Here is a 22002-nt window from a genome sequence, read left to right on the forward strand (position 1 = left end):
AGAAAGGGCCGGCTTGATTACGTCGACAGCAAAGCGATTACTTCGCCGTATTGAGCAGCAATTCGTTCAGGCGCTTGACGAAACTGGCAGGATCGGCCAGCGAGCCGCCTTCTGCCAGCATGGCCTGGTCGAACAGGATGTTGGCCCAGTCGCCGAATTTGCCGCCTTGCGCGTCTTCGTACTTCAGACGCGTTACCAGCGGGTGGTTCGGGTTGATCTCCAGAATCGGCTTCGATTCCGGCGCGCTCTGGCCCGCCGCCTTCAGCATGCGCAGCAGGTTGCCCGACAATTCGTTTTCATCGGCCACCAGGCAGGCTGGCGAATCGGTCAGGCGGAACGTCACGCGCACGTCCTTGGCCTTGTCGGCCAGCACGGTCTTCATTTTGCCCACCAGGTCGGCGTACGAGGTTTCCGTTTCTTCGTGCTCTTTCTTTTCCGCTTCGTCTTCCAGCGCGCCCAGGTCCAGGCCACCTTTTGCGACGGAGACCAGTTCCTTGCCTTCGAAATCCTGCAGGAAGGACAGCATCCATTCATCGACGCGATCCGTCAGCAGCAGCACTTCGACGCCTTTCTTGCGGAAGATTTCCAGGTGCGGGCTGTTCTTGGCGGCGGCGTAATTGTCAGCCGTGACGTAATAAATCTTGTCCTGGCCTTCCTTCATGCGCGCCACGTAGTCGGCAAACGCGGTGATTTGCGCGTCGCTGTCATTGGCGGTCGAGGCAAAGCGCAGCAGCTTGGCCAGGCGTTCCTTATTGGCCGCGTCTTCGCCGATGCCTTCTTTCAGCACCTGGCCGAATTCCTTCCAGAAAGCGGCGTACTTGTCCTTCTTGTCCTGCTCGTCCGCGTTCGCCAATTCTTCCAGCATGCCCAGCACGCGCTTGGTCGAGCCTTCGCGGATGACTTTCACATCGCGCGATTCCTGCAAGATTTCACGCGACACGTTCAGCGGCAGGTCGGCCGAATCGATCACCCCGCGCACGAAGCGCAAATAGGTCGGCATCAGCTGCTCGGCATCGTCCATGATGAAGACGCGCTTGACGTACAGCTTGATGCCGCCGCGCTTGTTGCGGTCCCACATGTCGAACGGCGCCTTGGCCGGGATGTACAGCAGCTGCGTGTATTCGCTACGGCCTTCCACGCGGTTATGCGTGTGCGTCAGCGGCGACTGGAAGTCGTGCGACACGTGCTTGTAAAATTCGTCGTACTGTTCCGGCGTGATGTCGGCCTTGTTGCGGGCCCACAGGGCGCTGGCCTGGTTGACGGTTTCGAATTCGTCCTTCAGGACGGTTTCTTTTTTCTCCTCGTCCCACTCTTCCTTCTGCATCACGATCGGCAGCGAGATATGGTCCGAGTATTTGCGGATGATGGACTTGATCTTCCAGCTCGACAGCAATTCGTCCTCGCCTTCGCGCAGGTGCAGGATGATGTCCGTGCCGCGCGACGGCTTGTCGATGTTCTCGATGCTGTAGTCGCCTTCGCCAGCCGACTCCCAGCGCACGCCTTCAGCAGCTTGTGCGCCGGCGCGGCGCGTTTCGACGGTGATCTTGTCGGCCACGATGAAGCCCGAATAGAAGCCCACACCGAACTGGCCGATCAGGGCCGCGTCCTGCTGCTGGTCGCCCGACAACTTGCCGAAGAATTCCTTGGTGCCCGACTTGGCGATGGTGCCCAGGTGCGAGATCGCCTCGTCACGGGTCATGCCAATGCCATTATCGGAAATGGTGATGGTGCGCGCATCCTTGTCGAAGCTGACCTTGATCTTCAATTCGTGATCGTTGCCATACAGGGCATCGTTATCGATCGCTTCGAAGCGCAATTTGTCGGCCGCGTCGGAAGCGTTCGAAATCAATTCGCGCAGGAAGATTTCCTTGTTCGAGTACAGGGAATGGATCATCAGGTGCAGCATTTGCTTCACTTCGGTCTGAAAACCCAGGGTTTGCTTTTCGGAGACAGCCATTTTTACCTCATAGTCTTGTGGATGGGACGGATTCTACGGAGTTGGGGATGGTACAAGCGATTTCAAGAGCCCCGGCCGAATGTCCTGCAATGTCCTGTTTATCCCAGTGCGCGGGCGAAAAATGCCCATATGCGCTCGTCCTGCACCGTGGCCAGGTTCAGGCGCATGCGGGTGGACGGCAGCTGGCGCGGCGAAAACAGGCTGCCCGGCGCCAGTACCAGCCCCTCGGCCAGCGCCTTTTCAGCCAGCACATTCGTGTCGCAGCCCGCGTCCGCCCACACGAACATGCCAGCCGGCGCCGGCTCGAAACGCAAGCCCGCCTGCTCGACCTTGCGGTAAGTTCTCTCGCGCACATTGTCGAGCCGCGCGCGCAGACGCTCCGCATGCTTGCGGTACAGGCCCTGCGAGAGGATTTTATACACCACGCGTTCGCCGATGTCGCTGGTGGTCAGGGTAGCCAGCATCTTGCGGTCGGCCAGGCGCTGCGCCCGCTCCGGCGACGTGGCGATGAAGCCTACCCGCAGGTTCGCCGCCAGGCTCTTGGAGAAGCCGCCCAGATAGATCACGCGGCGCAGCTGGTCCAGTGCAGCCAGGCGCGTGGCCGGCTGTACCGCGCCGCCCGGGTGCATGTCGCAATAGATATCATCCTCGACGAGCAGGAAATCGTGCTGTTCGGCCAGGCGCAGCACCTGGAAAGCCTTGGCTGCCGACAGCGACGTCGAGCTGGGGTTGTGCAGCACCGAATTGATCACATACAGCTTGGGGCGATGCAAGGCCGCCAGTTCGGCCAGCACGGCGATATCGGGCCCGTCACTCAGGCGAGGAATACCGATGACGTTCATGCCCATGGCGGCAAAGGCGCCGAACATCAGCCAATACGCAGGATCGTCGACGAAAATGGTTTCGCCAGGACGGACAAACTCGCGCGCCACCAGGTCCAGCGCCTGCATCACGCCCACCGTGGTGACGATCTGCTCGGGCGGACAGGCGATTTCCAGCCCCGCCAGTTTCAGTTGCAACTGCTGGCGCAGCGGCAGAAAACCCTGCGGCGCGCCATACCCCAGCAGCAAGTTGCCGGGCTGGCGGCTAACGTCGCGCAAGGCGCGCGCCACCAGGTCGCCGTCCAGCCACTCGGCGGGCAGCATGCCGGAGCCGGGCGCGGGGATGACCGGCGTCTGGCGGAACATGTTTCGGATCAGCCAGACCACGTCCATAGTCTGCGCGGCCGCATCCTGCGCGCCAGCCTGTGGCGCCGGCGCGTTCAATGGCGAGCGCTCGCGCACGAAAAAGCCGGCGCCGCGCCGTGATTCGAGGTAGCCGCGCGCCACCAGCTTGTCGTAGCTGGCCACCACCGTGGCGCACGACACGTTCAGCTTGGCGGCGCACTGGCGGATCGATGGCATGCGCGCGCCGCCGCGCAGCAGCTTGTCGTCGATGCGTGCCGCCAGTGAACGCACGATCTGGTCGATCAGCGTTTCGCCCGAGGCGCGCGACAGCAAAGGAAGTGTATGACTCATTTGACCATTACAGTATGTGAAATTATGCGTGGAAGTGTATTTGCACTGTATTGCAATTGAGCCCTAGGATAACAGTACGGGGCGGATTTATCCACCCTGCCCATAGACCCATGCCACCGTACCAGGACAGCCATGCCATCGCACGCCACCACCTCCCCAAGCCACCCCCTGCGCCTCGACGCCGACCGCAAAGGCCTGTTGCTGGGCCTCATCGCCGTCATCCTCTTCAGCCTGACCCTGCCCTTTACGCGCATGGCGGTGGCCGAACTCGACCCCACCTTTGTCGCCCTGGGGCGCGCCCTGGTGGCTGCCTGCCTGGCCGGCCTGTGGCTATGGCAGCAACGCGCACCCTTGCCCCGCCGCGAACAATGGATGCCGCTGGCGCTCGTGTCGCTGGGCTGCGTGCTGGGCTTCCCCTGGCTGACGTCGATCGCCATGCGCAGCCTGCCCGCCTCGCACGGTGCCGTGCTGGTGGGCATTTTGCCGCTGGCCACCGCCGTGTTTGCCGTGCTGCGCGGCAAGGAACGCCCTTCCCCGGGCTTCTGGCTAATGGCCCTGCTCGGCACGGCGCTGGTGGTGGCGTTCGCACTGCGCCAGGGTGGCGGCAGCTTCCACCTGGCCGACTGCCTGATCTTTGCCGCCGTGCTGCTGGCTGCACTCGGCTATGCCGAAGGGGGGCGCCTGGCGCAAGCCATGCCGGGCCAGCATGTAATTTCCTGGGCGCTGCTGCTGGCCGTGCCTTTTGTCTTGCCCGTGGTGCTGTGGAACGCCTGGCCGCAGCGCGCGCTGATGGCGCAGGCCAGCGGCGCGGCCTGGCTGGGCTTTGCCTATATCTCCGTATTTTCCATGTTTATCGGCTTCTTTTTCTGGTACCGGGGCATGGCGCTGGGCGGCGTGGCCCGCGTGGGACAGACGCAGCTGCTACAGCCCTTCCTCACGCTGGTGGGCGCGGCCGTGCTGCTGAACGAGCCATTGACGGGCGAAAGCCTGCTGTTTGCCGGTGCCGTGATCGCCGTGGTGGCCATCGGACGCAAGCTGAAATAGGCTGGCCTGACGCCCGTTTGCAACGCCCTTGCGCGTGCAGATGGGCAGAGCGGCGTGCAAGCCGTACAATACTGCAGCACCATGGCGACGCCTATCCGGCGCCGCTTGCGCACGCACCGCCACAAGCGGGCCAACAAATCCAGCCGGCGCAGCTCGGCATCTTCTGTGAGACTCGTATGAAAATTGAAAATCCGAATCCGATCCAATGGCGCTTTGCCGAACGCGCGGAACAGCTGCAAAGCTCGTTCATCCGCGAAATCCTGAAGATCACGCAGCGCCCAGAGATCATCTCGTTTGCCGGCGGCCTGCCCTCGCCCGCCACCTTCCCCGTGGAAGAAATGAAGACCGCCTTCGACAAGGTCCTGTCCAATAATGGCAAGGTGGCCCTGCAATACGGCCCCACCGACGGCTACCTGCCGCTGCGCCAGTGGATCGCCGACTCCTTGTCCAGCAATGGCAGCACCATCCTTCCGGAACAAGTGCTGATGACGTCCGGCTCGCAGCAGGCGCTGGACTTGCTGGGCAAGGTGCTGATCGATGAAGGCAGCCGCGTACTGGTGGAAACTCCCAGCTACCTGGGCGCGCTGCAGGCGTTTTCCGTCTATCGCCCCGAATTCGTTTCCGTCGACACCGATGACGAGGGCCTGGTGCCGTCGTCGATCGACCCCGTCGCCGATGGCGCGCGCCTGCTGTACGCGCTGCCGAACTTCCAGAACCCGACGGGCCGCAGCCTGTCCGTGGCGCGCCGCGTGGAACTGGTGGAAACCTGCGCCCGCCACGGCCTGCCGCTGATCGAGGATGATCCATACGGCGCCCTGAGCTACAGCGGCGAGCCGTATCCGAAGATGATCAACATGAATCCGGACGGCGTCATCTACATGGGCTCGTTCTCCAAGGTGCTCACGCCCGGCATCCGCCTCGGCTACGTCGTGGCGCCGATGCCGCTGGTGCGCCGCCTGGAACTGGCCAAGCAGGCGGCCGACCTGCACACGTCCCAGCTGACGCAGATGGTCGTGCATGAAGTCATCAAGGATGGCTTCCTGGACCGGCATATCCCCAGCATTCGCAGCTTGTACGGCAACCAGTGCCAGGCCATGCTGTCGGCGCTGGACGAGCACTTCCCGGCCGGCGTCACCTGGACGAAGCCTGAAGGCGGCATGTTCATCTGGGTCACCCTGCCGAAACACATCGACGCCATGAAACTGCTCGATGAAGCCATCGCCAACAAGGTCGCCTTCGTACCAGGCGCGCCGTTCTATGCAAACACGCCGGAAACGCACACCCTGCGCCTGTCCTTCGTTACGGTGCCGCCGGAACGCATCCGCGAGGGTATCGCCATTCTGGGCAAACTGATCGCCGCAAAAATGTAATTCCACTCCTCACGCCCCGCCTGACGCGGGGCGTGTCACTGCTGCCCCAGCACCAAGGGGCACGCGTCTTTTCCGCCTAAAAACCGCCATCACGATAACTACTGCGTGTATATATTCTTAAAAATATCATAAAAACAATATAAAAATAATATTTTACCGCCTCTTTCAGCATCGATTTTTCCACCCAAGAAATTGGCAAGGCGGTATGATTTAACCGCTGTATCCGATTTGAACCCAGTCAGCATCACCGAAGGTGCAGCAAACGCTGGCATCGCAGAGTACATCCGAGAAGGCCGGAAGCAATGAGTCCAGGCAGTGTGGGGCATTCCCAGCGGCACGACGCCGCCATTTTGATTGTCGATGATGCGCCGGCCAACCTTGAGCTGCTGCGCAAGCTGATGAGCGAACAGGGTTATCAAACCTATGTCGCCACGTCCGGCGAACGGGCGCTGGAGATCGCCCAGCGCGCCCATCCCGACCTGATCCTGCTCGACGTGCTGATGCCGGACATGGATGGCATCGAAACGTGCCGCCGCCTCAAGCAGCATCCGCTGACGCAGGGCATTCCCGTCATCTTCATGAGCGCCAGGACAGAAACGGAAGATGTGGTGGCCGGTTTCGACTGCGGCGCCGTCGACTACATCAGCAAACCGCTGCGCATGGCCGAAGTGTGTGCGCGCGTGCGCGCCCAGCTGCACATCCGCAGCAGCAATGAAACCCAGCAGGAACAGGCCGAGCGCCTGCGCACCATCGTCAACAACATGGCCGAGGGCCTGCTGATCATCGAGGCGGACGGGCGCATCCAGTACACCAACCCCGCCTGCGACCAGTACCTGGGCTACCGCGAAAACGAACTGGCCGGACGCTCGATCGCTGAACTGCTCAGCCCCTTGGTGACGCAGGAATACCTCGATTACTTCACCATGTACGCTGCCAATCCGGAGACGGCGCACAACCACGGCACGCGCGAAGTGGCGATCCGCCACCGCAACGGCGCGACGCTGAGCATGGACCTGACGCTCACGCCCATGTATCTGCGCCAGCCCCTGTACATCGGCCTGCTGCATGACATCACGCACCACAAGCAGTCCGAGAACGCCTTGCAGCGCGCCGCCTACCTCGACCCACTGACAAAGATCGCCAACCGCCGGCATTTCGACAGTTTCCTGGAAAAAGAGTGGCAGCGCGCCGTGCGCGGCGCCACCGCCCTGTCGCTGGTGGTGCTCGACGTCGACCACTTCAAGCTATACAACGACAGCCTGGGCCATCCGGCCGGCGACAGCTGCCTGCAGCAGGTGGCGCAAGCCATCGCCTCGCATGCCGCCCGCCCGGGCGACCTGGCAGCCCGCTACGGCGGCGAGGAATTCGTCATGCTGTTCGCCGACACCGACGCCGACGGCGCCCTGCATCTGGCAGAAGCCATCCGCATGCACATCGAAGCACTGCAACTGCCGCACCCCCGCTCCGCCACCTCGCCGTGGATCACCGTCAGCATCGGCGTGGCAACCATCTTCCCGCACCAGCTGGACGACCGCGAAGCGCTGTTCGTCGCCGCCGACCGCGCCCTGTACGTGGCCAAGGAAGGGGGGCGCAACCAGGTGCGCGCCACGCATTCGGGCAGCATGGCCCGGGAAATGGTCAAGGCGCTCGTCCAGCCCTAGCCACCTTCACCTTCACCTTCACCTTCACCTTCACTTTTCAGGATAGCCGGTAATGTCGGCTATCTCGCGGTACAGGGGCTGCAGCCGCGCGTACATCTTCTGGTACACGCGCCGATACAGTTGCTCATAGACCTTGCTGTGTCCGGAGTTCGGCTGGAATACCTTGCCCTTGCGCGTCATGGCTTGCACGGCGGCGGGAAAATCCGCATGCCAGCCCAGCCCCACGGCAGCGGCGATGGCCGCGCCCAGGCCCGAACTTTCATACACGTGGGCGCGCGCGGCGGGCAAGCCGAAGATGTCGGCCGTCAGCTGCATGGCCGCGTCGCTTTGCGAGCCACCGCCCGCGATGCGCAGCTCCGTAATGGCAATACCGCTGCGCCGCTCGATGCGCTCCTTGCCTTCGCGCAGCGCATACGCGAGGCCTTCGAGAATGGCGCGGTAGATGTGCGCGCGCGTGTGCACGTCGCCAAAGCCGATCATGGCGCCTTTCGCTTCCGGGCCAGGCACCTTGATGCCAGGGCTCCAGTACGGCTGCAGCATCAATCCCATGGACCCGGGCGGCACGGCCTCGACCAGACGGTCGAACAGCGCCTCGGCGGACAAGCCCGTGCCATCTTCGGCGGCCGCCGCCCGTTCGCGGTCGCCGAACTGCTCCTTGAACCAGTTGACCATCCAATAGCCGCGAAAAATCTGCACTTCCGTACTGTAGGCGCCCGGCATGGCGGCTGGATACGGCGGAATAAAGCGCGTCACTTCCACGTAGTTGCGGTTGGTCGTGTTGATGGTGGCCGTGGTGCCGTAACTGAGGCACGCCACATGCGGTTCGACGCAGCCGGCGCCCAGCACTTCACACGCCTTGTCGGCGGCGGCCGCCAGCAAGGGCGTACCCTCGGGGATGCCCGTCACCGCGGCGGCAGCCCTGGTGATGGCACCCATGCGCGTGCCCGGCGTCACCAGCTCCGGCAGCATGGAACGTTGAATCGCCAGTGCCTGCCACTTCCAGTCGAAGCGCCCGGCCCAGGCGTGGCGCTTGTAGTCGAACGGGATGTAGGCCACCTGCGAACCCGTCGAATCGATATACTTTCCGCAGAGGCGGTGATTCAGAAAACCCGACAGCAGCAGGAATTTGTGCGTGCGGCGCCAGATATCGGGCTGGTGTGCCGCGATCCAGTTGATCTCGGCCTCGCGGCGGAAGTACGCGATCGTGCCCTCGAGGCGCGTGACGCGGAAAGCGGCGCGCCACCAAGGCGCCAGCCGGGGAATCTGGCGCGTGCTGCGCTGGTCCAGCCAGGTGATGGCGGGACGCAGGGGTACGCCATGTTCATCCACGTTGACCACCGTGCCGCGCTGCGTGGTCACGGCCACGCCTACGACCGACGATTTTTCAATGACAGTGCTGCGCCACAGCTGCTGGCACGCTTCGCACACAGCTTGCCAGTAACCGTCGGCATCATGCTCGGCCCAGCCGGGATGCTCGGAGAAATACGGATCGAGGAACACTTGCGCCTTGGACGCCAGCTTGCCATCCCTGTCGAACAGCAGCGCGCGCACGCTTTGCGTGCCATTGTCGATGGAGAGTATATATGGGCCATTGCCCGCTACGGAGTCCATGGTTATGCCACGCTGGCCAGTGCGGAGCGCAGCGCCTGCAGCAGCGCCTGCGGATCTTTTTCCGGCTGCGCGCTGAACACGGGCGCTTCCCAGTCCTGCCCGCGCACGGCCACCACGCGCAAGCGTCCCTGTTCGCTCCAGGCCGGATACCAGCCGACGTCGACGATGTCGCCATTCGCGCACGTGATTTGCAGCAGGTCTTCCCCCAGATCGTCGACGAGGACATCCACGGGCTGGCGCAGGTCCAGCGGCGACAGGCTGTCATAGGTGATGCGGGCCTCGCCCAGCGCCAGGGGCTGGCCAAACAGGATGGTCTCGATGATGCTCTCCTCTTTTATATTTTTATCTTTGCTTCAGTTGCCTTGCGGCACGCTGTAATGACTGCGCCACAGGGCCAGGTAGCGCGCCTGTTCCGCCTCCCAGCACGCATCGTCCCAGCCCAGTTCACGCTGGCAGATGGCACGCAGGCGCGGCATGATAGCAAGCGCGCCGCCTGCCAGCTGCAAACCGAGGCGCGTGCGCCGCAACAACAGGTCGTCCAGGTGCTGCACATCCTCGTTGCGCGCGCCCCAGCGCAGCTGCGCCCACAGGGTTTGCGTGCCGGGAATCTGCTCCAGTTCGCCGTCGTGCGCCGCATCGCACAGGGCTTGCGCGGCCGCGCCATGACGGCCCAGCAGGCGCGCGCGCTGTTCGACATCGAGCAGCAAGGCCTTGCCCGACAGGGGCGGCGTGGCGTCAAAAATAGGCAAGGGCGTCAAATCCGCCTGCCAGCCCGGCAGCAGCGGCGCGGCGCAGCGCAGCGCGTCAAGGGCGATCACGCGAAACGTCGTCAGCTTGCCGCCGGCCACCGTCAGCAAGCCGTTTTCCAGCCATAGCGCATGTTCGCGCGCTTCCTTCGACGGGTCAAGCTGGCCGCTGTCGATGACGGGCCGCACACCGGCAAACGTGGCCAGCACATCGTCTTCGCCCAGCGCCAGCTGCGGGAACTGCCAGCGCAGCGCTGTCATCAGATAATCGAGTTCGCCGCGCGTGATGGCAGGCTCCAGGTCCAGGCTGGCGCCGTGATCGACATCGGTGGTGCCCACCAGGGTCACGCCCTCCCATGGATACGCAAACACGGGACGGCCATCCTGCGGGTGCATCAGGCTGACGGCTTGCGCCAGCGGCAGGCGCCAGGCAGGCAGCAGCAGATGGCTGCCGCGCAGGGGCCGCAGCTTCGGCTTTTCTCCCACCTGGCCGCGCAGGCCGTCGGCCCAGGCACCCGTGGCGCTGATCACCAGGCGCGCGCGCACGCTGTCTACCGCGCCGTCGAGCGCATCGTGCAAACTGGCGCCGACGACCTTGTCGCCCTCGCGCAGCAGTGATTCCACGCCCAGGTAATTGAAGGCCACGCCGCCATGGCGCCGCGCTTCCTGCAGCACGCGCAGCACCAGGCGCGCGTCGTCTGTCTTGGCATCCTGATACAGCATGCCGCCCCTCAGCCCTTCGCGCTGGACGTGCGGCGCCAGCATGGAAAAATCGACGGCATTAACATAGCGGCGCGCGCGCCGGCCCGCCATCACGTCATAAATGGCCAGGCCCAGCATGAATTGGCGCCGCCCCGGTTTTCTGCCGGCGTAGTCGCCAAAGGCAAAGCCCTGCGGCTCGACCAGGCCCGCCGCATCCGTCAGCAAGGCTTGCCGCTCATGCACCGATTCGCGCGTCAGCGCGAACTGTCCCTGCTTCAGATAACGCAAGCCGCCGTGCACCAGCTTCGAGGAGCGACTCGACGTACCCCAGGCGAAATCGCGCTGCTCCACCAGCAGCGCCTTCAGGCCGCGCCGCGATGCTTCCAGCAGGATGCCGGCGCCCGTGATGCCGCCGCCGACGATCAGCACATCCCAGTCGCGCGCCAGGAGGCCAGGCAGATCCGCCCTGCTCACAATGGGCCTCCGACGTCAGGCAGCAGTTTGCCGGGGTTCATCATGCCCTGCGGGTCGACCTGACGGAACAGCGCGCGCATGGCCGCGATGCCCAATTCTCCCTTTTCGGCGGCCAGCCACGGCGCGTGGTCCGTGCCCACGCCATGCTGGTGGCTGATAGTGCCGCCATTGGCCACGATGGCGGCGCAGGCGGCGTCTTTCAAGGTACGCCAGCGCGCCATGTTTTCTTCATACGTATGCGCCAGCCGGTACACATACGTGGTGTAGACGCTGGCGCCCTGCGCGTACACGTGCGACAGATGCGTGTATGCGTGCACCTGCTCGCCATGCGCCGCCAGCGCATTGGCACCTGCCTGCTCCAGCGCCGCCATCATCGCCGTAACACGGGGCCAGTCAACGGCCGTTTCCACCGTATCGATGACATAGCCGTGTTCCCAGGCGCCATTGCGCAGGTAGACGTTGCGAAATCTCCCCTGCTTCCACTTGTCGCCCATGTGGCGTCCCACGTGCACGCCCTTGTGCCGCCGCGCCAGCGCCAGGGCGCCGCGCAGGGCCGCGCGCGCCGGTTTCGCGTCTCCGCTGACGCCCACCATCAGCATGCATTTTTCTTCCGCACAGCCGCGCAGGGACAGGTAGCGCTCCAGCAGTCCCACCAGTCTTTCATGCCCGGCCAGGGTCAGCATGGTTTTCGTCTCGAGCGCGTTCGACAGGCGCAGCATGCACAGGGGCAGGCGCGACTGGGCCAGCGCCCGCACGGCCGCCTGAGCCTTGCCCCAGTCGGCGAAAAACACGGCATGGAATGCTTCGTAGGGCGGCAGCGGCGAGACGCGCACGGTGGCCTGCGTCAGGATGCCCAGCCGCCCCTCGGAACCAAGCACCATTTCGCGCAGGTCGATGCCGGCCGCCGAGGCGGGAAACGTGGGGATGTTCATGGTGCCGGACGGCGTTTCCACCTCACCGCCCGCGAACAGCTGCTCGATGCGGCCATAGCGCAGCGATTGCTGGCCCGACGAGCGCGTGGCGATCCAACCGCCCAGGGTGGAGTATTCGAACGACTGCGGATAGTGGCCCAGGGTATAGCCGTGCGCGCGCAGCTGCGCTTCCAGGTCGGGGCCATACACGCCCGCGCCAAACGTGGCCAGCTGCGCTTCGCGGTCCAGGTGGCCCAGCGCAGACAAACGCCGGAGGCTCAGCGCCAGCACGGGGCGCGGCCCCGCCGCCACCGTCAGGTGCCCTGCCACGCTGGTGCCGCCACCGTGGGGTATCACGGCCACGCACGCCTGGCGCGCATACTCGAGCAGCTGGCGCACTTGCAGCGCGCTGTCGGGAAAGGCCACGCCATCGGGCACGGCGCCGATGCGACCGTGGCGCAATTTAAACCAGTCGGGCAGGCTTTGGCCCAGCGCATGACGCACGCGCGTGGCGGGCGTGGTATCGATCAGCGGATGCGGCGCCAGGCGCGACGCGGGCACTTGCGCGCAAACGTCGTCCAATGTGGCGTCCTGCATGCCGCTGCCCGGCCCAAGGCGCTCGCCCAAAAAAGCCAGTGCCTCCGCGCTCAGCGCATACGTGACGCTCTCGTCCCCCCACCCATTCCAGCGTTGCATCGACATCCCCTGTGTTTGGCCAGTTGCGCGCCACGGCGGCTTGCTATACTGTCCTTGCCTGATTTTCTTGCTAGATCAATAGCATATGCCGCCTAAGACGAAGGGTATTGGTTTTTCATGACAATTGCATTGTTCCATCATGCCAGGCATTGACAGCCGCGACGCGGAAGGCCGGGTCGCCGGCGCCTATCTGCAGCCGCTGCTCGAAGCGGCCGGCGCGCACGGCATCACTGCCACCATATTGGCAAGCGCGGCCGGCGTGGCGCCGCACAGCCTGGAAGCGACAGCGGCCAGTCTGGCCGCGCACGACTACGTGCGCCTGCTCGATGCGGGCGCGCAGTTGGCGGGCGACGCGCATTTCGGCCTGCACGTGGGCCAGCGGGTGCGCATGGGCACTTACAGCGCGTATGGCCTGATTTTACTCAGTTGCAGCAACGTGGGCCAGGCGCTGGAACAGACGGCGCGCTATGAACGGCTGGCGCACGACCTGGGCCGCTCGACCCTGCAGCGCGATGGAGCTCTCGCGCATTACCGCTGGACCAGCCACTATCCGGGCGCCAGCCGGCACCTGGTCGACAGCGTCTTTGCCGGCATCCGCGTGTGCGGCGACTGGCTGGCGGGCATGCCGTTGCCGCCGGCGCAACTGGCGTTTACCCATGATGGCGGCGGCGACTTGCTGCGCCACGCCGCGCACCGCGACGAATACGTGCGCGTGCTGGGCAGCCTGCCCGCCTTTGGCGCCAGCGCCAACACGGCCACCTTTGACGCGCAATTGCTGGACTGGCCCGTGCCGAACGCCGACGTCAGCCTGTACCCCGTACTGTGCCAGCATGCGGAACAACTGCTGGCGCAGCGCCATGCCGCAGCAGAGAACGGCGGCGCCATCGAGGCGCAGGTACACGCGGCCATCGTGGCCGGCTTGCGCCAGGGTTCGGCGCGGCTGGCCAGCGTTGCCGCCACGCTGGCCGTCACGCCGCGCACCCTGCAGCGTAAGCTGGCCGACGCGGGCACCAGCTTCCAGGCCCTGCTGGACCAGGCCCGCTACGGCCTGGCGCGCGATTATTTGCGCGCACCGGATTTGTCGCTGGTCGACATCGCCTTCCTGCTGGGCTACCAGGAACAAAGCGCCTTCAATCACGCGTTTCGCACCTGGTCGGGCACCAATCCCGGCGCCTGGCGCTTGCAAGAAATGCAGGCAAGGCAAGTCGGTTTGTAGGCGTGCACGGGCCATGCCTGGCGCGTTTTCTGGCTATACTGGCATAGTCTGAATTCCACGATCACTCCAACCCGCAATGCAAAGGATTAATATGCAACTCAAAGACAAAGTCGCACTGATTACCGGCGCCGCCAGTGGTATCGGCAAGGAAATGGCCATTGAATACGCGAAACAAGGCGCCAAGGTGGTCATCGCCGACCTTGCCCTGGAAGCGGCCAGCAAGACGGCCGAAGAAATCAGGCAGTCGGGCGGCCAGGCGTTTGCCGTCGCCATGGATGTCTCCAGCGAAGCGCAGGTCGACAAGGGCGTGGCGGATGCCGTGGCCCACTTTGGCGGCATCGATGTCCTGATCAGCAACGCAGGCATCCAGATCATCAGCCCCGTCGTCGACTACCCGTTCGATCAGTGGAAAAAGATGCTGGCCATCCACCTGGACGGCGCTTTCCTTACCACGCGCGCCTGCATGCGCGAAATGATCAAGGCGGGCCGCGGCGGCGCCATCATCTACATGGGTTCCGTGCATTCGCACGAAGGGTCTCCCTTCAAGAGCGCCTACGTTGCCGCCAAGCACGGCTTGCTTGGCCTCGCCAAGGTCGTGGCCAAGGAAGGCGCAAAAGATCACATCCGCGCCAACGTCATCTGCCCCGGCTTCGTGCGCACGCCGCTGGTCGACAAGCAAATCCCCGAACAGGCGGCCCAGCTGAACATCAGCGAAGAAGATGTGATCAAGAAAGTGATGCTGAAAGACACGATTGACGGCGAATTCACCACCACGCAGGACGTGGCGCAAACGGCCGTCTTCCTGGCAGCCTTCCCGTCGACGGCGCTGAGCGGCCAGTCTATCGTAGTGAGCCACGGCTGGCACATGCAGTAACACCTGGCGTTTACGGCAGGCGGCGCCGTCCGCCTGCATCACCGCAACCGAAGGACTTCCCCATTGCAAGACAATACTTACCGTCACCCGCGCGCGGGCTGGCCAGGACGCCTGTTTGCCGCGCTCGCCAACTGCACGCACTTTGCCAACGTGCGCCAGGCTGTCATGTCCCGCCTGCCTTTCCTTACCCTGCACAGCGACGTGCGCGACGTCGTCTACGTGAGCTGGCTGGTGGACGCCCGGGCAGCGCAGCGGCTGTTGCCCGCCGGCGTGACCTTGTGGCAGCGCGACGGCAAGACGCCGTTTACCGTGCTGAGCTACCGCCACGGACATTTCGGCCCTGCCCTGCCAGGCCCCTTGCGCCGGCTGCTGCCATCGCCCCTGCAAAGCAACTGGCGTTTATATCTGGACCATACGCCACGGGGAGCGCCCGACGTGCCCTGCGTGTTTTTTTTGAAAAACATCATGGATGGCTTGCCACATGCGCTGGGCACGCGGCTGTTCAGCGATATATTACCGACGCACCTGGCCGACAACATGACACTGGAAGTCAGCGCCACGCAGGCGCACTGCAGCATTGCAGGCGGCACCGGCAGCGCCCCTGCGCTGGATGTGCAGGCAGACATCACCGCGAAGCATGATCTTGATGCCGACTGGCAAGCGCTGTTCGGTAACTGGCACGATGCCGTCGCCTTCCTGGCTTGCCAGGATGCGGCCATCGCGCACGTGCCGCGCAACGGCAAGCTGGTTTTCGGCGAAATCGACCTGCCCGTTGATGTGGATCAAGTGCAAGCGCTGACGGCCTTGCGCGCCGACTGCGGCATGCTGGGGCAACTGCCGCCCCTATCGAAGCCGTTTGCCTTTCTCGTACCGCAAGTGGACTTCAAGGCGCTGTCAGAGCGCCTGCTGTAGCGCGGCGGCGCTCCGGTGCGCGCAGGGGCTTGGCAGGGCCCGCCTGCCCCCGGCTCCGCCGTTCCAGCTTGAACAAGGCCATGGCTTGCTCCAGTTGCAAGGCCTGGTCTTGCAGCGACGCAGAGGCGGCCGCCGATTCCTCCACCAGCGCCGCGTTCTGCTGCGTCACCTCGTCCATCTGCGTGACGGCCATGTTGACCTGGCCGATGCCATGGCTCTGCTCTCGCGAGGCCGAGGCGATCTCCTCCATGATGCCATGCACGCCCTGCACGGCGCCCAGCATCTCGGCGCTGCTGGCGCCCGCCTGTTGCGCCAGCTTCGCGCCCGCCTGCACCTGGGCCAGCGATGCCGTGATCAATTGCTTGATTTCCGTGGCCGCCGACGCACTGCGCTGGGCCAGGCTGCGCACCTCCCCCGCCACGACGGCAAAACCACGTCCCTGGTCGCCCGCGCGCGCCGCTTCCACGGCCGCGTTCAGGGCGAGGATATTGGTCTGGAAGGCAATGCCTTCGATAATGCCCGTAATGTCGCCGATTTTCTTCGACGATGCGTTAATTTCCGCCATCATGCTCACCACCTGGCCGACGATCTCGCCGCCGCGCCCCGCCAGGCCATGCACCTTGCCCGCCATGTCGCTGGCTTGCACGGCGTTGCCGCTGTTTTGCTGCACCGTGGCCGCCAGCTGCTCCATGCTCGATGCCGTCTGCTCCAGGGCCGATGCCTGCGCTTCGGTGCGGCCCGACAAGTCCATATTGCCGGCGGCAATTTCCTGGCTGGCCATGCTGATGCGCAGGAAATTGCCACGCACATCGCCGACGATGGAGTGCAAGTTCACGCGCAACTGGCGCAAGGAGCGCAGCAGCTGCCCCATCTCGTCGCGCCGCGTGGTGTCGAACTCGCCTGTCAGGTCGCCGCCTGCCATCACGTCGCAGGCCTGGCGCGCCTGCTGCAAGGGCTGCAGCACGGCGCGGTACAAGCTATGCCAGAAATACAGGGTCGCGCACAGGGCCACCGCGGACAGGCCCGTCAGCCAGCCGCCCGCGCTTGCCGGCAGCACGCCCGCAGTCCACGCCAGCTGCAGCAGCAATACCAAACTCAGCAAACCCAGGTTCCAGCCAATGCGCTTGCCCAGCGCCAGGTCGCGCAAGCTGAGCACCTTGGCCAGCCAGCCCGTGCGCACCGCCGCGCCCTGGCTGATGACGATGCCATCGGCCTGCCCCGCCTTGATGCGCGCGTACAGGGCGGATGCCTGCGCCACCTGCTGGCGCGTCGGTTTGGTGCGCACGGACATGTAGCCGACAGCCACGCCATCCTCGACCACCGGCGTCACGTTCGCCAGCACCCAGTAGTAATCGCCATTCTTGCAGCGATTCTTGACCATGCCGCTCCACGAACGCCCTGAGCGGATGGTGGCCCAGAAATCGGCAAACGCTTCGACCGGCATGTCCGGATGGCGCAGAATGTTTTGCGGCGCGCCTATCAACTCTTCCCCACTGTAACCGCTGACGGCGATGAAGTACGGGTTCGCATACGTGATATTGCCTTGCAAGTCGGTAGTCGAGACGATGGTCTCGGTATCGCTCAGATTGATCTCGGTATCGCTGACGGGAAGATTGAGTCGCATGGTCACATCCTCAGAGGTAGCCCGTACGGTGACGGGTAAGCGGACAAGGCACAGTCGCCAGAAAGGAAAACGGACGCGGCACTGGCACCCTTATTTTAATATTTTGTTATTAACAAAATATACTTAATTCCAGCCGTGGCTTGCGCTATGCCACGGCTGGTTCGCCGGCCCAGTAACGGTCGACGTCCAGCAAGCCCCACCGCTCCGCGCTTTCCGTGGAAACAACGCGCTCTTGGCAACCTGGCGCCGCCAAGTCAATGACGCAGGGTGCGATACAGGTGCCGGCGCGGATGGAAAAAAACACGCGTACCGTGGGCGAAGTCAGCGTCTTGCCCGCCGCCTGCCCCACCACCACGGCCAGGCGCTCCGATTGCAGGCGCACCAGGGTGCCCAGCGGATAAATGCCCAGGCATTTGACGAAGGCGGCAAACAGTCTCGCGTCCAGATGCCCGCCGCGCCAGGCCGCCATGCGGCGCAGCGACTCGGCCGGGCACCAGCCCTTCTTGTACGGCCGGTTCGAGGTGATCGCGTCGTACACGTCGCAGATGGCGCCCATGCGCGCATACAGGCTGATTTCCTCGCCACACAAACCCTTGGGATAACCGCTGCCATCGAGTTTTTCATGGTGGTGCAGACACACGTCCAGCGCCACCGGATCGATATCGCCCACCTCGATCAGCATGCGATGGCCGGCCGCCGCATGGGCGCGCACGGAGGAAAATTCCACTTCGCTCAGGCTGCCCGGCTTGTTGAGGATGGCGGACGGTACGGCCATCTTGCCGATATCGTGCAGCAAACCCGCCAGGCCGGCCGAGCGCACCTGCTCGGGCGCCAGACCCAGTTCCCTGGCCAGCGCCGTCATCAGCGCGCACACGGCCACCGAATGCATATACGTGTAATTGTCGGCGGTCTTCAGGCGTGCCAACCCCAGCAGCACGTCGCCACCGCGCAGCACCGAGGCGGCGATATCATCGACCAGCTCGTAGGCCTGCGCCGCCGACAGGGCCTTGCCCATGCGCGCCTCGTCGAACATCGTCTGCACGGCCTGGCGCGAGCGCTCCAGCAGGCGCCGGGCGTGCGCCATTTCCTCTTCGCGCGAGCGGGCCGGGCCAGCATGGGCTGCGGGCGCGGGCGCTGCATTTGCGACTGGCGGTTCCACAGCAGCGAACGATGCGCATGCCGATGCCGGTTCCGCCAGCGCCAGCCCGCGCGCCGTGTCGATCCACACCTCGCAGAGGCGTGCCGCGCGGATACGCTCCAGGTCAGCCGGCGACTCGAGCAGGAAGGAACGCGTCCAGAAAGGGGTATCGAGCCAGGAGCGGCCGAGGCGCTCGACATACATTCCCAGTACCAGTTCATTACTCGTTATTTTTTTCAGCAAGGCGACTCTCCAGACATGCACATTGCGGCATTTACTTTCGCATTATCAATATCATACGCCAAAAAATAATGATTAAAACAAATAAATTAGTTTATATGGTGAAATCACAACAAATTCAGCAATAATCACCAATTCTATCACTTTCATTGAAAACAAGTAATTAATTGATAAATTTATCAATTAATCCATATTAATTGAAAGAGATGCTGGCGCTATAGGGGAAGGAATGTCTGCCTGCCGCCGGGCGCATGTCTGATGGACGCGCAGCAATGCCCGGGCAGGAGTGTGGGGATGAGGTGTGGGAATGCGGCCGCTGGCGCGCCGCACTTTGATACGTGAGCGGTGTGACGTCCGGCAGCTTAACGCGGCACGTAGCGCCAGTTGCCGCGTTCCAGCATGACGGTCAGTTCCGTATTGAAGCCTTGCGGGCGGCTCGGCAGGCTCAATTCCGTATCGCATACCAGGTAGCCAGTCTTGCGCTGGACATCGCACTCGTTGACGACCTTGACCTGCATGGTGCTCTGCGCTTCCTGCATCTGCACATCCTTGGCCGCTTCCGGATTGCGCGCCACTTCTTCCTTGGCCCAGGCGCGTATCATCGCTTGCGCCTCGGCCGGCGAGGGTCCCGCGAACTTGGCGTTCTTGCGCTCGACGCCGACCCAGGTGTCGCCTTCATTGCGCAGCGGCAATACATTAAAACCGTCGCGCATGCCGGCGCTCATGCCAACCAGGCACACCACTTCGCCCGGCACTTCCAGCGAATCCTGGCAACCCTGCAGGCTCTTGACCTTGACGGCGATCGGTACCGGCATAGCCGATTGCATCTTGGCTTGGGTCTTGGCCACGCCCTCCTGCACGGCAGCCTGGATTTGCTCCAGCGTGGGCATGGTGGCGGCATGGACCGGCAAGGCGGCGAACAGGGCGGCGGCGGTCAGGGTGAGAGTAGTCAGGCGCATGGGTATCGAGAGTAGTCGTCAAAGGCCGGCAGTCTAGCACTTTGCATAAAAACAGCTGTTTCTGTAAGAAAACATCTGCGCGCCCGACCACTCGACCAACTGACACCGCCGACCGGCTAACCGACTGTCAACTCCCGCAACAAGCACGTCTTTATTGCTATGATGTCGGGCTGCCGGCGGTACAGCCGGCCACGTCAATACCATATCAATAACGTCGTCATAAGAATCGGGAGTTTGAATGAGTTTACGTCTGCTGCTCTTGGGAGCATTCAGTGCCGCCATGGCCACCACCGCCGCCGTTGCTGCAGAACCGGCGCTGGCCGCGCCACGTGGTTTCACCGTCGAAGACATGGTCGCCATGGAACGCGTGGGTAGCCCCGTGCTGTCGCCGGACGCCACGCGCGTCGTCTACACGGTGCGTACCACCAACCTGGACAAAAACCGCGGCAACACGCAGCTGTGGATGATCGACCTGCGCGCGCCGAACGCGGCGCCACGCCAGCTCACGCGCGGCGATGCCAGCGCCAGCGACCCGCAATGGTCGCCAAACGGCGACGCCATCTACTTCCTCTCGGGCCGTTCCGGCTCCTCACAAGTGTGGCAGCTTCCCCTCAACGGCGGCGAAGCGGCCAAGGTCACCGACCTGGCGCTGGAAGTCGACACCTACCGGCTGTCGCCGCAGGGCGATCGCCTGGCCTTCAGCATGGGCGTCTTCCTCGATTGCGCGGATATCGCCTGCACCAAGAAGCGCCTGGATGAAAAAGCCAAGAACAAGGCGAGCGGCATGGTCTACGACCAGATGTTCGTGCGCCACTGGGATACTTGGGCCGACGGCCGACGCAACGCGCTGTACTCGGCGCCCATCGACGCCACCGGCAAGGTCAGCGCCACGCCCGTTAGCCTGAGCGGCACCCTCGATGGCGACGCGCCATCGAAGCCCTTCGGCGACAATGGCGAATACCACTTCAGCCCGGACGGCAAGACGGTAGCCTTCTCCGTGCGGGTGGCCGGTCGCACGGAATCGTGGTCGACCAACTTCGACGTCTACACTATTCCAGCAACTGGTGGCCAGGCGCCGCGCAACCTCACCGCCGACAATCCCGCCTGGGATGCCAAGGCCACCTACTCGCCCGATGGCCGCACCCTGGCCTATGTGGCCATGACCAAGCCGGGCTTCGAGGCGGACCGCTTCCACCTGGTCTTGATGGATGTCGCCACAGGCAAGAAGCGCACCGTGGCCGACGACTGGGACCGTTCCGTGGCCGACTTCCGCTGGACGCCGGATGGCAAGGCCTTCCTCGTCGCCGCCGATGACGTAGGCCAGCACCGTCTGTTCCACATCGACGCGGCCAGCGGCAAGGTCAATGCGCTGACTGGCAAGGGCGCCGTGGGCGACTTCGACGTGCGCGGCAACACCATCGTGCTGGCGCAAGCCAACCTGGCCTCGGGCGCGCAGCTGTACACGCGCAAGCTCGACGCGAAGTCGGAAAACGCGCCGATGGTCCAGCTGACGAAACAGAATGCGCAAGCGCTGGCCGATGTGCGTTTCGGCGAATATGAACAATTCTCGTTCGCGGGCGCGAATGGCGAAACCGTCTACGGCCACGTGATGAAGCCATGGAACGCCAAGGCGGGTGAAAAGTATCCTGTCGCATTCCTCGTGCACGGCGGCCCGCAAGGCAGCTTCGGCAATAGCTGGAGCTACCGCTGGAATCCGCAAGTGTATGCAGGCGCCGGCTACGCCACCGTCTTCATCGACTTCCACGGCTCCACCGGCTATGGCCAGAAGTTCACGGACTCCATCAGCGGCGACTGGGGCGGCAAGCCGCTGGTCGACCTGCAAAAGGGCCTGGAAGCGGCCACCAAGAAGTTTCCATGGCTGGACCGCGAGCGCAGCTGCGCGCTGGGCGCGTCGTACGGCGGCTACATGATGAACTGGATCGCCGGGAACTGGCCGGACGGCTTCAAATGCCTGGTCAACCACGATGGCGTGTTCGACAATCGCGGCATGGCTTACGCGACGGAAGAACTCTGGTTCACCGAATGGGAAAACGGCGGCCCGTACTACGATGCGCCAGCCAAGCACGAACAGTTCAATCCCGTGAACTTCGTGAAAAACTGGAAGACGCCGATGCTGGTGGTCCAGGGCGACCTGGACTTCCGCATCCCCACCGCGCAAGGCCTGGGCACCTTCACGGCGCTGCAGCGCCAGGGTATCCCGAGCAAGCTGCTGGTCTTCCCTGACGAAAACCACTGGGTGCTGAAACCGGCCAACTCGCTGCTGTGGCATCACACGGTTTTGGATTGGTTGAATACCTACACCAAGAAGTAAGCGGGTGAATGTCGGATT

Annotated in this window: 16 protein-coding genes; 7 read left to right on the forward strand and 9 right to left on the reverse strand. The window is 63.9% G+C overall.

Going from position 1 to position 22002, the window contains the following annotated elements:
- Nucleotides 1-37: 37 nt before the first annotated feature.
- Both htpG and C8C89_RS22455 read right to left on the reverse strand, forming a co-directional pair.
- Entirely contained in the window at nucleotides 38-1957 is a 1920-nt protein-coding gene (gene htpG, locus C8C89_RS22450; RefSeq protein ID WP_101480485.1) for a molecular chaperone HtpG, read from the reverse strand.
- A 98-nt stretch (nucleotides 1958-2055) separates the two neighbouring features.
- Nucleotides 2056-3474, reverse strand: a complete 1419-nt coding sequence (locus C8C89_RS22455) for a PLP-dependent aminotransferase family protein (RefSeq protein ID WP_243858183.1) — start codon at nucleotides 3472-3474, stop codon at nucleotides 2056-2058.
- 132 nt (nucleotides 3475-3606) lie between these two features.
- On the opposite strand from C8C89_RS22455, the gene C8C89_RS22460 reads away from it, so the two are divergent.
- From C8C89_RS22460 to C8C89_RS22470, 3 genes are all read left to right on the forward strand, one after another.
- Complete coding sequence (locus C8C89_RS22460) at nucleotides 3607-4518, forward strand: DMT family transporter (protein WP_133992639.1); 912 nt, start codon at nucleotides 3607-3609, stop codon at nucleotides 4516-4518.
- Between the two features lie 176 nt (nucleotides 4519-4694).
- Nucleotides 4695-5888, forward strand: a complete 1194-nt coding sequence (locus tag C8C89_RS22465) for a PLP-dependent aminotransferase family protein (protein WP_101480482.1) — start codon at nucleotides 4695-4697, stop codon at nucleotides 5886-5888.
- A gap of 302 nt (nucleotides 5889-6190) precedes the next feature.
- Entirely contained in the window at nucleotides 6191-7549 is a 1359-nt protein-coding gene (locus C8C89_RS22470; protein ID WP_133992641.1) for a diguanylate cyclase, read from the forward strand.
- A gap of 30 nt (nucleotides 7550-7579) precedes the next feature.
- Here C8C89_RS22470 and C8C89_RS22475 read toward each other — a convergent pair whose 3' ends face one another.
- The 4 genes from C8C89_RS22475 to C8C89_RS22490 form a co-directional block, all read right to left on the reverse strand.
- Complete coding sequence (locus tag C8C89_RS22475; RefSeq protein ID WP_133992643.1) at nucleotides 7580-9160, reverse strand: FGGY-family carbohydrate kinase; 1581 nt, start codon at nucleotides 9158-9160, stop codon at nucleotides 7580-7582.
- Nucleotides 9161-9162: 2 nt separating this feature from the next.
- Nucleotides 9163-9390 carry a hypothetical protein gene (locus C8C89_RS22480; protein WP_133992645.1) on the reverse strand — a complete coding sequence of 76 codons (228 nt, stop codon included), beginning with the start codon at nucleotides 9388-9390 and terminating at the stop codon, nucleotides 9163-9165.
- A gap of 123 nt (nucleotides 9391-9513) precedes the next feature.
- Nucleotides 9514-11082, reverse strand: a complete 1569-nt coding sequence (locus tag C8C89_RS22485) for a glycerol-3-phosphate dehydrogenase/oxidase (RefSeq protein WP_133992647.1) — start codon at nucleotides 11080-11082, stop codon at nucleotides 9514-9516.
- Nucleotides 11079-12689, reverse strand: coding sequence for an FAD-binding oxidoreductase (locus C8C89_RS22490; RefSeq protein ID WP_133992649.1), 1611 nt, complete (start codon nucleotides 12687-12689; stop codon nucleotides 11079-11081). The genes C8C89_RS22485 and C8C89_RS22490 overlap by 4 nt, the downstream gene beginning before the upstream one ends.
- A 139-nt stretch (nucleotides 12690-12828) precedes the next feature.
- Between C8C89_RS22490 and C8C89_RS22495 the strand changes: the two genes are divergently transcribed.
- The 3 genes from C8C89_RS22495 to C8C89_RS22505 all read left to right on the forward strand — a co-directional run bounded on the left by C8C89_RS22495 (nucleotide 12829) and on the right by C8C89_RS22505 (nucleotide 15691).
- Nucleotides 12829-13905: an AraC family transcriptional regulator gene (locus C8C89_RS22495; RefSeq protein ID WP_133992651.1), complete on the forward strand. Its 1077-nt coding sequence runs from the start codon at nucleotides 12829-12831 to the stop codon at nucleotides 13903-13905.
- Nucleotides 13906-13996: 91 nt separating this feature from the next.
- Entirely contained in the window at nucleotides 13997-14779 is a 783-nt protein-coding gene (locus C8C89_RS22500; RefSeq protein ID WP_101480476.1) for a 3-hydroxybutyrate dehydrogenase, read from the forward strand.
- 63 nt (nucleotides 14780-14842) lie between these two features.
- The gene (locus C8C89_RS22505; protein ID WP_133992653.1) at nucleotides 14843-15691 is read left to right on the forward strand and encodes a DUF2071 domain-containing protein; all 849 of its coding nucleotides are present in this window, start codon (nucleotides 14843-14845) and stop codon (nucleotides 15689-15691) included.
- Here the strand turns inward: C8C89_RS22505 and C8C89_RS22510 are convergent.
- The 3 genes from C8C89_RS22510 to C8C89_RS22520 form a co-directional block, all read right to left on the reverse strand.
- A complete protein-coding gene (locus C8C89_RS22510) occupies nucleotides 15663-17315 on the reverse strand; it encodes a PAS domain-containing methyl-accepting chemotaxis protein (RefSeq protein WP_133992655.1) in 1653 nt (550 codons plus the stop codon). The two genes, C8C89_RS22505 and C8C89_RS22510, sit on opposite strands and share 29 nt — an antisense overlap.
- A 145-nt stretch (nucleotides 17316-17460) precedes the next feature.
- Nucleotides 17461-18696, reverse strand: a complete 1236-nt coding sequence (locus C8C89_RS22515; protein ID WP_133992657.1) for an HD-GYP domain-containing protein — start codon at nucleotides 18694-18696, stop codon at nucleotides 17461-17463.
- Nucleotides 18697-19055: 359 nt separating this feature from the next.
- A complete protein-coding gene (locus tag C8C89_RS22520; protein WP_133992659.1) occupies nucleotides 19056-19652 on the reverse strand; it encodes a hypothetical protein in 597 nt (198 codons plus the stop codon).
- 280 nt (nucleotides 19653-19932) lie between these two features.
- Between C8C89_RS22520 and C8C89_RS22525 the strand changes: the two genes are divergently transcribed.
- Nucleotides 19933-21984, forward strand: coding sequence for a S9 family peptidase (locus C8C89_RS22525; RefSeq protein WP_133993618.1), 2052 nt, complete (start codon nucleotides 19933-19935; stop codon nucleotides 21982-21984).
- Nucleotides 21985-22002 lie beyond the last annotated feature (18 nt).

The organism is Janthinobacterium sp. 75 (genome assembly GCF_004365495.1).
Lineage (GTDB): Bacteria > Pseudomonadota > Gammaproteobacteria > Burkholderiales > Burkholderiaceae_D > Janthinobacterium.